This window comes from Alitabrizicola rongguiensis, assembly GCF_021491355.1.
Taxonomy (GTDB): Bacteria; Pseudomonadota; Alphaproteobacteria; order Rhodobacterales; family Rhodobacteraceae; genus Aliitabrizicola; species Aliitabrizicola rongguiensis.
On the sequence record NZ_JAKENF010000003.1, the window covers coordinates 96,697 to 109,213 of the forward strand.

The window sequence follows — 12,517 nt, forward strand, 5'->3', positions numbered from 1 at the left end:
GCGACGGCGTGGAAAACGATGTGATCCGGCGGAAAGTGGCGGCGGCGCGGGCGATGGCGCTGGAAGGCGGCCCGGGGGCCGATCGCGGCTGGCGCCTTGCCCTGGCCCGGGCGGCGAATGACGACATCGGTCTGCCGCTGGAGGTGACGCGCCTTTCCATCGAACGGCGGTCACTGACCGATCTGCTGGAACTCATCCCCGAGCGGGCGCTGATCGCCGTACTGGAAGGGCCGGGCGAGGGGTTTGGTCTGATCGCGCTGGCGCCGCCGGTCCTGGCCTCCTTGATCGAGCAGCAGACGACCGGCCGGGTCTCTGGCGGCCCGGTCGCCCCGCGCAAGCCGACCCGCACGGATGCTGCAATGGCGGCGGGTCTGATCGACCGGGCGCTCGCCGATCTGGAAGCCGGACTGGAACAGGACATGGACAGGATCTGGGCTGCCGGCTTCCGCTATGCCTCGTTCCTGGACGATCCGCGCCCCCTTGGTCTTCTGCTGGAGGAGGACGCCTATCGCGTCCTGCGGGCCGAGGTCTCGCTTGCCGGCGGGGCGCGGTCAGGTGCGGTGCTGCTGGCCCTGCCCGCCGACGGACGTGCCAGCGCGCCGGTCAGGCCCTCTGATCCGTCAATGGCCAGTCCGCCTTCTGCCGCGCATTTCGCCCAGGCACTTTCCGACCAGGTCATGCAGACCGAGGCCGAGCTTGGGGCGGTCCTGCACCGGGTCACGTTGCCGCTCGGCGCAGTGATGTCCCTTCAACCGGGCGAGATCGTGCCGCTCCCGATGGCTGCGATCGGACATGTCGTCGTAGAAGGCATTGACGGTCGGCCGTTGGCCACCGGCAAACTCGGCCAGAACCGCGGGATGCGGGCGGTACGCCTCGTCCCCGAGGCGCCGCCTGCGACACCGGTCATGGAACAGTCCACAGACCGGAGGATCGCTGCAGGCCAGTCATGACGGCATCCGGATAACATCTTACATGAAATCTGGCGCTTATATGGCGGATTTTATGAGGGAAAAGCCATTCGTGTGAACTTTTGCATCAGCCCCGGGCCAGGGCCTCTAGCTGCGGGCGAAGGTGTTCCAGATTGTATCCGAACTTGGCCGGGGTCGAAATCAGCTCGTCCGCAGGACGCTGTCCCGCATGGGCGAGCGCCCAGACGATCGAACACCGGTTGCCTGAGGCGCAGTATGCAAAAACCGGACCGGGCGAGGCGGCCAGCGTCTCGCGCTGCAGCTCTACATTGGCCAGTGTGATTGCCCCGCCGATCACCGGGTTCGCGACGAAGGTCAGGCCAAGCGCCTCGGCCGCCGCGCGCATTGTCTCGGTGTGAAGCTCGGCAGGGATCTCGGCATCCGGGCGGTTGTCGATCACGGTGACATAGCCTGCCGCCTTGATCGCTGGCAAGTCGTCGGGCGAGATCTGCGGCGAGACGGCGTAGCTGTCGGTCAGGGCGCGGATGTCCATGCTGGTTCCTTAGGGTCGAATGGGTTGCGTCAGGCGGCAGCAAGCCAGGCCTTGAGCGGGGGCGCGGCCACCATACCCCCCGTCATCGCCACAAGGAAGAGCAGCCCGCGCCATCCGCCGTAACTGAGCGAGGCGATGGCCGGCCCCGGGCAAAGCCCCGCCATTGCCCAGCCTGCACCGAAGATCACCGAGCCAACAACGAGCGGAGCGTCGACATGCGCCTTTGAGCGGCCGGGCAGGGGCGAGCCGAGGAGCGATGTTCTGCGACCCGCCGCGATCCTCCAGGCTATAGCCATTGGGATGATCGCGCCGCCCATCACGAAGGCAAGCGTCGGGTCCCAGTCGCCGAACACATCGAGCCAGCCCTGGACCTTGGTCGTATCGGTCATGCCGGACAGGAAAAGTCCTGCGCCGAAAAGGCCGCCGGACAGGAAGGCGAACAGGAGGCGACGCATCAGACGATCTCCAGGAGGTGGCGCAGGACCGCCATCACGAGGCCGCCCGACAGGATGTAGAACACCGTTGCCACGATCCCGCGCAGGGACAGGCGCGAAATGCCGCAGACTCCGTGGCCAGAGGTGCAGCCGTTGGCGATGCGCGTGCCAATCCCAACCAGAAGGCCGGCCAACACCACGACCGCGACGTTGCCGGTCAGGTGCGTGCTGACGCCGGGGGTGAACAGAGCCAGGACAGCGGGAATGGCGACCGTGCCGCCCAGGAAGGCCAGGCGCTCGTTCGCTGTGTCGCGACCTTGCCCGTCGATCAGCCCTCCCAGAATTCCGGAAGCGCCCATGATCCGCCCGTTCCACAACAGATAGACCGATCCTGCCAGCCCGATCATGAGCCCGCCACACAACCCCCAGATCCAGTCGGTGTGCATATACTTACCCGTGATTTTCGCCGGGACTTTAGCCGCCCGAAGAGCGCCTGCAAGCTTCCAGTGGGGTTTTGACCTGAATCAAGGTAGGATGGCGGGAAAGCTTTCACAAAGACTGCGGTCAATAGGAGGAAGTGTCATGTCGTCCATTCACGAGAGGCGCGCGCAACTGGAAGCGCGGCTGGCCGATCTGAACGCTCGTATCGCCGGGATCGAGATGGAGCTCGACTCGCATGACGCCAAGGACTGGGAAGAGCTTGCGACCGAGCGCGAGGATGACGAAGTGCTCGAAGGCATGGGGAATTCGGCTCAGACCGAAATTCGTCAGATCCAGGCCGCTCTGGAGCGTGTGGCAATTGGTGAATACGGCTACTGTGTGAAGTGCGGCGAACAGATCAGCGACGAACGGCTCGATGCGCTGCCCTACACCCCGTTTTGCCGCAAGTGCGCGCCGTAATCGGCAGAGGAGGAAACCATGACAAGCGAACCGAATGAAACGGCCAAACCTGTCGACGTGGCCGAGCAGCTTGCGCATGAGCTGGTGGAAAGCGCCGATCGCGCAGCGACCTTCGTGCTGAGCGAAATGCAGGCGCTCGCTTCGGTTCTCCCCGGCGGACACAAGCCATTGACCGAGGAAGAGCGTCGCGCCATGGAAGCCGATATCGAGGCCGGTTTCGACAACATGCCGGTCTGAGCCCGAAGGCGAAGCGGTCGCTCACTGCTGCGCCATGTCACTCTGGGCGTTGCCAAGTTCGTCTGAGCCCTTACAAAGAGCTAAAGAGGAAAAGGCAGGACGGCGGGGAATGGCAGAGAACGGGCCTGCACAGGGGCCGGATGCGGATGTGGTGCGGCTGACCCGCGACGGTGGCGTTGCGGTTCTGGAGATTGACAGGCCGCCCGTCAATGCTTTCGGGCAAGCCCTGCGTGGCGGGCTCGAGGCCCTGCTGACGATCGCCTTGGCCGACCCTGGCATTCATGCGGTGGTCATCGCCTCCGAGGGGCGCCACTTCTCGGGCGGTGCCGATATTCGCGAGTTTGGCCTGCCTGCCGATCCTGCCGTGCCCAGCATGTCCGCGATCTGCGACAGGGTCGAACTTGCGGGCAAGCCAGTCATCGCGGCGATCCAAGGCAGTGCCCTTGGCGCGGGGCTGGAGCTTGCTCTTGCCTGTCATTTGCGTATCGCCGGCCCTCAGGCCCGCTTCGGTTTGCCCGAAGTCGGGCTGGGCCTGTGTCCAGGCGCCGGGGGAACGCAGCGTCTGCCGCGCCTGATCGGAGCCCAGGCGGCGTTGCGCCTTATGCTGACCGGTCGCGCCATCGGCCCCGCCGAGGCGCAGTCGCTCGGTCTGATCGACGGGGTGGTCGATGCCGGTCTGCGTGAGGCAGCCGTGACCCTTGCGGCCGAGATCGCCGCCGAAGTCGCCGCTGGACGGCGGACGCTGGCGCGCACACGCGACCGGATGGACGGGATGCGCGATGCCGCCGCCTATCAGAGCGCGGTCGCGGCCTCGCGCGCCGCCCATGCGAAAGACCGATTGCCCGCGGCCGGCCGCATTGTGGATTGCGTGGAGGCGGCGCAGCTTCTGCCCTTCGATCAGGGGATCGCCTTCGAACGCGCGGCCTTCGACGATCTGCGGGCCAGCCCCGAAAGCGCTGGTCTTCGGCATGCCTTCCTCGCCGAGCGCCATATCGCAGACTTTCCCGAAGCCGGGTCGGTTCCGCGCCTTGTTCAGACGGTCGGCGTGGTCGGGCTTGGTCGTACGGGCGCGAGGATCGCCTTGCAGATGGCCGCCAGCGGCTACCGTGTCATCACCGCCGAACGCGATGCCGAAGCCCTCGTCGCAGGGCTGGAAAGGGTCTCGGACCTGCAGGAGCAGGCCGTCGCCGCCGGGAGGCTGACAAGCGAGGCCAGGGACCGCGAATGGGAACGGCTGACCCCCGCGATCGACCTTGCCGCCCTGTCGCAATGCGATCTGGTGATCGAGGCAGTGCCAGACGATCTCGGGTCGAAATCCGAGGTCATGGCGGCGTTGGCCGCTGCCCTGAACCCTCGCGCGGTTTTCGCGACCTCTGCCACCTTTCTGACCGGCGATCACCTGGGCCGGCTGACCGGTCGTCCGGCCGATACCCTGATCCTGCGGCAGCCTGCAGTGGCGGACCGTGCCCGCCTAGCCGAGATCGGTGTCGGCCCCGAGACAGCTGCCGATGCCGTGGCGACGGTCGTCGCCGTGGCAAAGAAATCCGGCAAGCTTGCCGTGCGGGTCGCGGCCGCGCCGGGGCTGGTCGGACCGCGGATGCAGGCGGCCCTGCGGACGGCGGCTGATTTCCTGATCGAGGATGGCGCGACTCCCCTGCAGGTCGACATGGCGCTCAGGGCCTGGGGCTTTGCGATGGGTCCCTATCAGGCGTCGGATGCGGCCGGACTCGACAAGGACTGGGCCGAGCGCCAGCGCGCTGCACCGGGGCGCGATCCGGCGGCGCGCTATGTCGAGTTGGCCGACCTGCTGGTCGAGTCCGGTCGGCTGGGGCAGGAAACGGGGCGCGGCTACTACATCTACGATCAGGGACCAGGGGGGCGTGAGGACCCCGAAGTCCTCGCGCTTTTGGCCGAGCTTCGCGCTGCCAAGGGCATTGTCGCGCGCCCGATCGGCAGCGACGAGATCCGCGACCGCTGTCTTGCGGCGCTGGCCAACGAGGGTGCCCGGATCCTGGGCGAAGCTGTCGTGCCGCGCGCCTCGGATATCGACGTCGTCATGGTCGCGGGGCAGGGGTTCCCACGCTGGCAGGGCGGGCCGATGTTCCGGGCGGAAGCGCGCGGGCTTCTGGTGCTGCGGGCCGAGCTTCGCCGCTTCGCCGATCAGGCGCCGGAATTCTGGGCCGTGGCACCGCTGATCGACCAGCTTATCCGCGACGGTCGGAAACTTTCCGACCTGGGCGCCTGACTATTTCAGCAGGATGCCTGCCACCACCATGCCAAGCCCAAGCGCCGACGCGCCAAGCGCAGCCATGTTCACCGTGACCACCGTCTGCAAACGCTGGCGCAGCTGATCCTCGGGCAGGTTGCCGCGCCGCGCGCGCAGGGCGACGAGCACGCACCAGACAAGCGCGCCGACGCCCGCGAGCGTGAACAGCGTTCCGATCGAGATCAGCCAGTCCATGGTTTCTTCCTGCCCCTGCGGTCCTGTCGCCGCCGCCCCTAGCGGGTTCACGCCGTCCTGGCAAGGGTCGGGGCCTTGAACCGCCGCCGCAGCCCTTGAACCGGGCGTCACTGACGGGGTAGGGAAGGCCGACCAATCCCCGAGAGGCAGGAATGAGCAGCAATCCCGATCCCTACAACGTCACCGCCGACGAGCTGCGGCAGTTCATCGAGCGCGCCGAACAGTTGGCCGCCGAGAAGAAGGACATCGCCGAGCAGGAGAAAGAACTCTTCGCCGAGGCGAAGGGTCGGGGCTACGACACGAAGGTGATGCGCAAGGTCATCGCGCTCCGCAAGCGCAAGCCCGACGAGATCGCCGAGGAAGAGGCGGTGCTCGAGATGTACAAGGCCGCACTCGGCATGAACTGACTGGCAGCGGGCGTCAGGCGGTGATGAGCCGGACGCCCGGGATGTCCACTATGCGGGCCACGTCGCGGTCGTAGGCTTCGGTCAGATGCGCGACATAGTCGTCGGTCCAGCCGGGCAGGTCGACTTCGGTCTCGATCTGCTCCGGCAGAGCGAAGCGCTGGAGATAGCCGGTAACCGCGCGCCGCCGGGTCTCGGCGTCGGGGGGAGGACTCGCCTCGAGATAGGCCTTTAGCCGGCCAAAGCCCCGCGGCGTCATGATTGTGCCCAACAGGTCGTCGGCGCCTTCCAGTTCCGTTCCTGGCGCATGCCCCGAGATCGCCTGAAGCACTTCGGGCCAGATCAACGGCGAATCCTCGTCGCACCAGACGGTCAGCGGCACCTCTGGATTGACGTTGCGGATGCGGGTGATCAGCTCGGACCAGCGCAGCGCCAGCGGGTCGGTCCCGGCGATGATGTCCTCGTAGCTGCGGTCCTTCTGCCGGGCGACCATGGCGGGCAGGAAGCCCGCAGGGTTGCGTATGGCAAGGAAGAACTCCGCCTCGATCTGCGGGAAGATCCGGGTCAAGGCCCGCAGCCGCTCGGGGCCGTTTGGATAGAGGCTGCGCCGAACCGCCCATTGCGGGAAGGCCATGAAGCTGTCCCAGGACAGGACCAGCCGTTCGGCCTCGTCCGCCTCCATGATCTGTTCCAGGAGCATGGCCTGCATCGCCTCGTCGGCGGGCTGGCCCTTCAGTTGCACCAGGGCATCGCGCAAGGCGACACGGTAGCGCGAGGGGCCCGGCACGAGAATGCCCTGCTCGGCCAGAGGGCCGCGATTCTTCAGCAGGCAGCGGAGAAGCTTTTCCTCGTCGGTGCAGTGGGCGCCGAGGTGATAGGCAATACGCATCGGTCGTCTGCTCGTCCTGCTGTCGGTTCCTGGGGTCCGCCCTGCGCCCGTCACGGCGAACCGGCCCCGCTCTTGCGGAATATAGGGGCTTTTGCGAAGGGGGGAACGCCTTTCCGTGCCCTGGCGCAGCCTGAGCAGGCCTTGGTCAGGCCGACAGACCGGACCGCATTGCCTTCTTGCTCTTGCGCGACGCCCCCTCGGGCGCTATCCAAGCCGCGCGTGCGCCCCTATAGCTCAGCTGGTAGAGCATCTGATTTGTAATCAGGGGGTCGGGGGTTCAAGTCCCTCTGGGGGCACCAGATTTTCTTTGCAACAGATTGTTTGCAAAGCACTTTTTGACCAGACGATTTCCAAGAGCCCACCTTCTCGTCTACCCGGGGAGTAAGGATATCCCCGACGCGCCTTCTCACTATGCGTCCTATTGCGAGTCACGGCTTATCAAGTCGGCATTGGTCCGCGCCGATGCCTCGAAATCTCAGCAAGATGGCCGATTTCCAACGGGCTTCTGCCAGAGCCTCCTCGCTTCGCAAAACCATCGCCGCAGGTTGCCGCTTCACCCGCTCCTCACTCGGAGCCGCCCGGCGCCTGCCGGCAAGGTTTCTCGAGACCAGGGATCGCCCGCGCGCCCACTACCGCGCAGCTGGAGCTTTTCAGTTTACATACATACGCGGATGTTTATAAATCGGCGGCGCATGGGGGATTCGGTGTGCGCAGAAGCAAAGAAGACGCAGAGCAGACCCGGCAGGCCATTCTCGATGCCGCCGAGGAGATCTTTTGCAGTCAGGGCGTGGCAGCGGCCACGCTTGAGAAGATCTCGCACCGGGCAGGGGTCACGCGAGGCGCGCTTTACTGGCATTTCAAGGACAAGGCGGACCTGCTGCAGGCGCTTCACGACCGCAGCCGGCCCGTCCAGGACGCCATGATCCGCGCCGCTGCTCAGGATGGGCACGAGGACCCGCTTGGTTTGCTAGAGCAAGCGGCGACCGACATGCTGGTTGCTTTCGAGCAGGATGCACGGCAACAACGCATGTTCATGATCATGAACTTCACCTCGCCCGACGAAGGCGGCGCGGCCTGGTTGCGACAGGTCAACGCTGAACTCTTCCTAACCCTGTCCAGCTTGATCGGTCAGGCAGAACAGAAAGGCGAGCTTACGCCTGACTTTTCTCCAAATGAAGTCACTGTAATCATGATTGCCACTTTGAACGGCTTTATCAGTGATTGGCTGCGATCAGGCAGGCTATTCCCGCTGGCCGATCTTGGCGCGAGACTTGTCAAACGGCAAATGTCTCTGTTCCGCCGAGAAAAACTCACCTCTTCGGACGATGTCCCGGCGTGACTGCGCCAGCCAACAGACAGACTCCGCCAAATAGCGAACAAGGTATCAAGATGATCCGTGACAAAGTTATGCGTGCAACCCTGTGCGCCCTGCTGGCCACGTCCCTGCCGGTTGTGGCGCTGGCCCAGCAGATGCCCCCGCCAAGTGTCACGGTCCAACCCGCCGTTGTTGGGGAATACACGCTGACGACCCGTCTGCCCGGTCGGATCAAGGCATCCAAGGTCGCAGAGGTGAGGCCACAGGTAACCGGCATTATCCGCGAAGAACTGTTCGAAGAGGGCAGCTGGGTCGAGGCGGGTCAACCACTCTACAAGATCGACGACGCGGTTTACGCGGCAGCCGTGGCAGCCGCGAAAGCCGCTGTTGCTCAGGCGCAGGCGACCTATGACCTTTCGGTTCTGGACGCCAATCGCGCGGAAGGCCTCCTGGCCACCAATGCCGGTTCGGCAGCCAATCGCGACAAGGCCACGGCCACGCGTGACGGCGCCGCTGCTGCGCTCCAGGCCGCTCAGGCGCAACTGACGAGCGCAGAGATTGACCTTGACCACACGACGGTTCGCGCGCCCGTGTCGGGGGTGATCGGTCTGTCGCAGACCAATACCGGTTCGCTTGTCGGTGCGCAGCAGGTCGCTCCGCTTGCAACAATCCGCACCCTCGACCCGATCTATGTGGATGTCACCCAGTCAGTAAACGATCTGATGCGCTGGAACACACCCGGTACGCCCAATGAAATACTGAAATCGGCCGAAGCGGCCCTGATCCTGCCAAATGGCGAGACGTTCCCACACAAGGGCCAGATGAAAGCCGCCGAGCCGCAGGTCGAGCCGACAACAGGCATGGTCACGCTCCGGATAAGCTTCGACAACCCGGATTTCGTTCTGCTGCCAGGACTCTATGTCGAGGTCGTTCTTCCGCAAACCACTGAGAAAAACACAGTTCTTGTGCCGCAATCCGCCGTTATGCGGGACGTTCGCGGAGGCGCCAACGTTTGGGTCGTCGAGGACGGCAAGATCGCGGTTCGCCCGGTCACTATTCTGGGCGCTTCGGGCAACAACTGGGTGGTGTCGTCCGGCCTGAATGCCGGGGACCAGATCGTCACCTCCGGCTTCCAGAAAGCGGGGCCCGGTGCAGAGGTCGTGATCGCACCTCCGGATGCCGCCCCAGGGCAGGAACCGGCCCCTTCGGAAGGGAACTGATCCATGGCGCGTTTCTTCATCAACCGCCCGATCTTCGCCTGGGTGCTGGCCATCATCGTGATGGCTGTGGGCGCGTTGTCGATCATGCGGTTGCCGATCTCGCAGTATCCGTCGATCGCCGGTCCTTCGATCGTGATCAGCGCCTATTACCCGGGCGCTTCGGCCGAGACTGCGGCCGACACCGTCGTGCAGATCATCGAAAAGGAAATGACCGGCCTTGATGGGCTGCGATACATCAATTCCTCGACCACCTCGACGGGACAGGTCAGTATCACGATTACATTCGAGAATGGCACTGATCCCGACACCGCTCAGGTTCAGGTCCAGAACAAACTGGCGCAAGCCGAGGCTGGCCTGCCTGAGACCGTGACGCGGCAGGGCGTCACGGTCGAGAAATCCGCCACCGGCTTTCTGATGATCGTGGGCCTCGTTTCCAACGATGGCACGCGCAGCGATATCGACCTGGCCGACTACTTGGCGTCCAACATCGTGGAGCCCGTGTCGCGTCTGACGGGTGTTGGCAAGGTGCAGGTCTTCGGGTCGGAATATGCCATGCGCATCTGGCTGGATCCGCAAAAGCTCAAATACTACGACATGTCCCCTTCGACCGTCGTGGCAGCCATCCGCGCCCAGAACGCGCAGATATCTGCCGGAGCCTTTGGTGCCATGCCCGCGCCCGAGGGCCAGTTGCTGAACGCGACGATCACCGCTCAATCGCTGCTCAAGACCCCGGAGGATTTCGAGCGTATCGTCCTGCGGGCCGACACCGATGGCGGGCTGGTGCTGCTGCGTGATGTGGCCCGCGCCGAACTGGGCACCGAAAACTACGAACTTGCCGGCTTCTACAACAGCCGCCCCGCGGCGGCGATGGCGATCCAGCTGGCCTCTGGGGCCAACGCGCTGCAAACGGCCGAACTGGTCAAGTCAAAGCTGAACGAACTTGCGAAGGATTTCCCGCAAGGCGTCAGCTACGTCATCCCGTATGACACCACCCCTTTCGTGGTCCTGTCGATCGAGGCCGTAATCCACACGCTGATCGAGGCGATCGTGCTGGTCTTCATCGTCATGCTGATATTCCTTCATAACTTCAGGGCGACTTTGATCCCGACGCTCGCGGTTCCGGTGGTGCTGCTGGGCACGTTCGGGATCCTGGCTGCGCTTGGATACTCGATCAACACGCTGACCATGCTCGCCATGGTTCTGGCCATCGGCTTGCTGGTGGATGATGCCATCGTGGTGGTCGAGAACGTCGAACGTGTCATGAAGGACGAACATCTGGGTCCGAAGGAAGCCACCGAAAAATCCATGGGCGAAATTTCCGGCGCGCTTGTCGGTATTGCCATGGTTGTGTCGGCGGTGTTCGTGCCGATGGCCTTCTTCGGCGGTGCGACGGGCGAGATGTACAAGCAGTTCTCGGTCACCATCGTTTCGGCGATGGGACTTTCGGTCCTGGTCGCGCTCATCTTCACACCCGCGCTGTGCGCGACGATGCTGAAGCCGCATGCCCATCCGGGCGCACGTCGGCAAGGCATACTCGCACGGCTTGGCAATGGCTTTGCCGATTGGTTCGAACGCAACTTCGGTCGCGTGACGAAAACCTATATGGCAGGCGTGATCTATGCCACGGCAAAGCCGCTGCGGATGCTGATCGTCTATGCGTTGATCGTTGGCGGAATGATCTACATGTACCAGCACACGCCGACGTCGTTCCTGCCGGAAGAGGATCAGGGCTCGCTCATCACCATCGTGCAACTGCCATCCGGCGGAACCGCCCATGCGACTGAAACCGTGCTGCGAAATGTCGAACGGTATTGGACAACGGCTGAGGCCGCAAACGTCGATGCCATCTTCTCGGTCCGCGGCTTTTCGTTCGGGGGGCAGGGGCAGAACACGGGCCTGCTGTTCGTCAAGATGAAGGACTGGGAGGAACGCCCGACACCGGATGCTTCAGTGCAGGCCGTCGTGCAACGCGCCTTCGGTCCCCTGTTCTTCGGAATGCGTGAGGCGATGGTCGTGCCCTTCGCGCCGCCTGCGGTCATGGAACTGGGCAATGCCAGCGGTTTCAGTGTCTATCTGACCGCAACCACTGGCAAGACGCATCAGGAGTTGCTGGATGCCCGCAATATGCTGCTGGGCATGGCGTCGCAGAACCCGATCCTTACGGGTGTGCGACCGAGCGGGGTGGAGGACGCCCCACAATTCCGGATGAACATCGACTGGGCCAAGGCCGGGGCGGTCGGTGTGACGGCAGCGGATGTCGGTGATTTCCTGACCACCATCTGGTCTAGCGCCTATGTCAACGACTTCCTCTACGAGGGCAGGATGAAGCGCGTCTATGTCCAGGGCGAGCCTTCGGCGCGGTCAACCCCGGATGACATGTCACAGTGGCGGATCCAAAACGCCAGCGGCGATTTTGTCGACTTCTCGACCTTTGCCACGCAGGAATGGATCTTTGGCCCGCAACAGGTCACGCGCTACAACGCTTTGCCAGCCATGGCGATCGAAGGGGCAGCCGCGCCTGGGTTCACGTCGGGCGCGGCGATTGCCGCGATGGAGGAAATGGCAGAAAAGCTGCCGCCCGGCTTCAGCCTGCAATGGACGGGCATGTCGCTGGAAGAAAAGGAAGCCGGAGCGGGGGCGATGACTCTTTATGGCCTTGCGTTGGCCGTTGTCTTCCTCTGCCTGGCGGCGCTTTACGAAAGCTGGACCATCCCGATCGCAGTGATGCTGGCAATGCCGGTCGGTATTCTTGGCGCGCTGGTCGGCGCATGGATTGGCGGCCAGTCGAACGGGGTGTACTTCCAGGTCGGGCTACTTACCATCGTTGCCTTGACCGGCAAGAATGGAATCCTGATCGTCGAGTTTGCCCGCGACCGCATGACTGGCCTCGGCGAAACAGCGGTGGATGCAGTCAGGGCTGCGGCGCGCCTGCGTTTCCGCCCCATCCTGATGACATCGCTGGCCTTCGGTTTGGGCGTCGTTCCTCTGGTGTTGTCCACGGGGGCCGGCTCGGGTGCGCGTGAAGCCATCGGCTATGCAACGCTGTTCGGCACGATCATCGGCACAACACTTACAGTGTTCTTCGTGCCGGTGTTCTTCGTGCTGATCAATCGCCTGTTCCAGAGAGGCAAACATGTGCCCGTAGCCGTCGCTGCGTGACCAGGGTCGGACGGCTTAGTCGCAATCTTTCGCCAGG

The 12,517-nt window shown here is 64.2% G+C and carries 13 protein-coding genes and 1 tRNA gene; 9 read left to right on the plus strand and 5 right to left on the minus strand.

What is annotated here, in order from left to right:
- Positions 1–8 precede the first annotated feature (8 nt).
- Positions 9–950, plus strand: coding sequence for a FliM/FliN family flagellar motor switch protein (locus L0V05_RS20670; RefSeq protein ID WP_234870761.1), 942 nt, complete (start codon positions 9–11; stop codon positions 948–950).
- Between the two features lie 85 nt (positions 951–1,035).
- Here the strand turns inward: L0V05_RS20670 and L0V05_RS11925 are convergent, their stop codons facing one another.
- From L0V05_RS11925 to L0V05_RS11935, 3 genes are read right to left on the minus strand one after another with little or no spacing between them, the layout of a single operon-like run.
- A complete protein-coding gene (locus tag L0V05_RS11925) occupies positions 1,036–1,461 on the minus strand; it encodes a protein tyrosine phosphatase family protein (protein ID WP_234870762.1) in 426 nt (141 codons plus the stop codon).
- A 29-nt stretch (positions 1,462–1,490) separates the two neighbouring features.
- Positions 1,491–1,916, minus strand: a complete 426-nt coding sequence (locus L0V05_RS11930) for a DUF6691 family protein (protein WP_234870763.1) — start codon at positions 1,914–1,916, stop codon at positions 1,491–1,493.
- Complete coding sequence (locus L0V05_RS11935; protein WP_234870764.1) at positions 1,916–2,341, minus strand: YeeE/YedE family protein; 426 nt, start codon at positions 2,339–2,341, stop codon at positions 1,916–1,918. The genes L0V05_RS11930 and L0V05_RS11935 overlap by 1 nt, the downstream gene beginning before the upstream one ends.
- A 136-nt stretch (positions 2,342–2,477) precedes the next feature.
- Here L0V05_RS11935 and L0V05_RS11940 point away from each other — a divergent pair, with 136 nt between their 5' ends.
- The 3 genes from L0V05_RS11940 (at position 2,478) to L0V05_RS11950 (ending at position 5,277) form a co-directional block, all read left to right on the plus strand.
- Positions 2,478–2,795 carry a TraR/DksA family transcriptional regulator gene (locus L0V05_RS11940; RefSeq protein WP_234870766.1) on the plus strand — a complete coding sequence of 106 codons (318 nt, stop codon included), beginning with the start codon at positions 2,478–2,480 and terminating at the stop codon, positions 2,793–2,795.
- Positions 2,796–2,813: 18 nt separating this feature from the next.
- Complete coding sequence (locus L0V05_RS11945) at positions 2,814–3,032, plus strand: hypothetical protein (RefSeq protein ID WP_234870768.1); 219 nt, start codon at positions 2,814–2,816, stop codon at positions 3,030–3,032.
- Between the two features lie 109 nt (positions 3,033–3,141).
- The gene (locus L0V05_RS11950; protein ID WP_234870770.1) at positions 3,142–5,277 is read left to right on the plus strand and encodes an enoyl-CoA hydratase-related protein; all 2,136 of its coding nucleotides are present in this window, start codon (positions 3,142–3,144) and stop codon (positions 5,275–5,277) included.
- Here the strand turns inward: L0V05_RS11950 and L0V05_RS11955 are convergent, their stop codons facing one another.
- Positions 5,278–5,493, minus strand: a complete 216-nt coding sequence (locus tag L0V05_RS11955) for a hypothetical protein (RefSeq protein ID WP_234870771.1) — start codon at positions 5,491–5,493, stop codon at positions 5,278–5,280. It lies immediately after the preceding gene.
- A 152-nt stretch (positions 5,494–5,645) separates the two neighbouring features.
- On the opposite strand from L0V05_RS11955, the gene L0V05_RS11960 reads away from it, so the two are divergent.
- Positions 5,646–5,900: a DUF2312 domain-containing protein gene (locus tag L0V05_RS11960; RefSeq protein WP_234870773.1), complete on the plus strand. Its 255-nt coding sequence runs from the start codon at positions 5,646–5,648 to the stop codon at positions 5,898–5,900.
- A 13-nt stretch (positions 5,901–5,913) separates the two neighbouring features.
- On the opposite strand, the gene L0V05_RS11965 is transcribed toward L0V05_RS11960, so the two are convergent.
- A complete protein-coding gene (locus L0V05_RS11965; RefSeq protein ID WP_234870775.1) occupies positions 5,914–6,786 on the minus strand; it encodes a hypothetical protein in 873 nt (290 codons plus the stop codon).
- 223 nt (positions 6,787–7,009) lie between these two features.
- Here L0V05_RS11965 and L0V05_RS11970 point away from each other — a divergent pair.
- The 4 genes from L0V05_RS11970 (at position 7,010) to L0V05_RS11990 (ending at position 12,480) form a co-directional block, all read left to right on the plus strand.
- Positions 7,010–7,085: transfer RNA gene (locus tag L0V05_RS11970), tRNA-Thr, on the plus strand.
- A gap of 407 nt (positions 7,086–7,492) precedes the next feature.
- Entirely contained in the window at positions 7,493–8,125 is a 633-nt protein-coding gene (locus L0V05_RS11980) for a TetR family transcriptional regulator (protein WP_319937841.1), read from the plus strand.
- A gap of 68 nt (positions 8,126–8,193) precedes the next feature.
- Entirely contained in the window at positions 8,194–9,321 is a 1,128-nt protein-coding gene (locus L0V05_RS11985) for an efflux RND transporter periplasmic adaptor subunit (RefSeq protein WP_234870776.1), read from the plus strand.
- A 3-nt stretch (positions 9,322–9,324) separates the two neighbouring features.
- The gene (locus tag L0V05_RS11990) at positions 9,325–12,480 is read left to right on the plus strand and encodes an efflux RND transporter permease subunit (protein WP_234870778.1); all 3,156 of its coding nucleotides are present in this window, start codon (positions 9,325–9,327) and stop codon (positions 12,478–12,480) included.
- Positions 12,481–12,517: the final 37 nt, after the last annotated feature.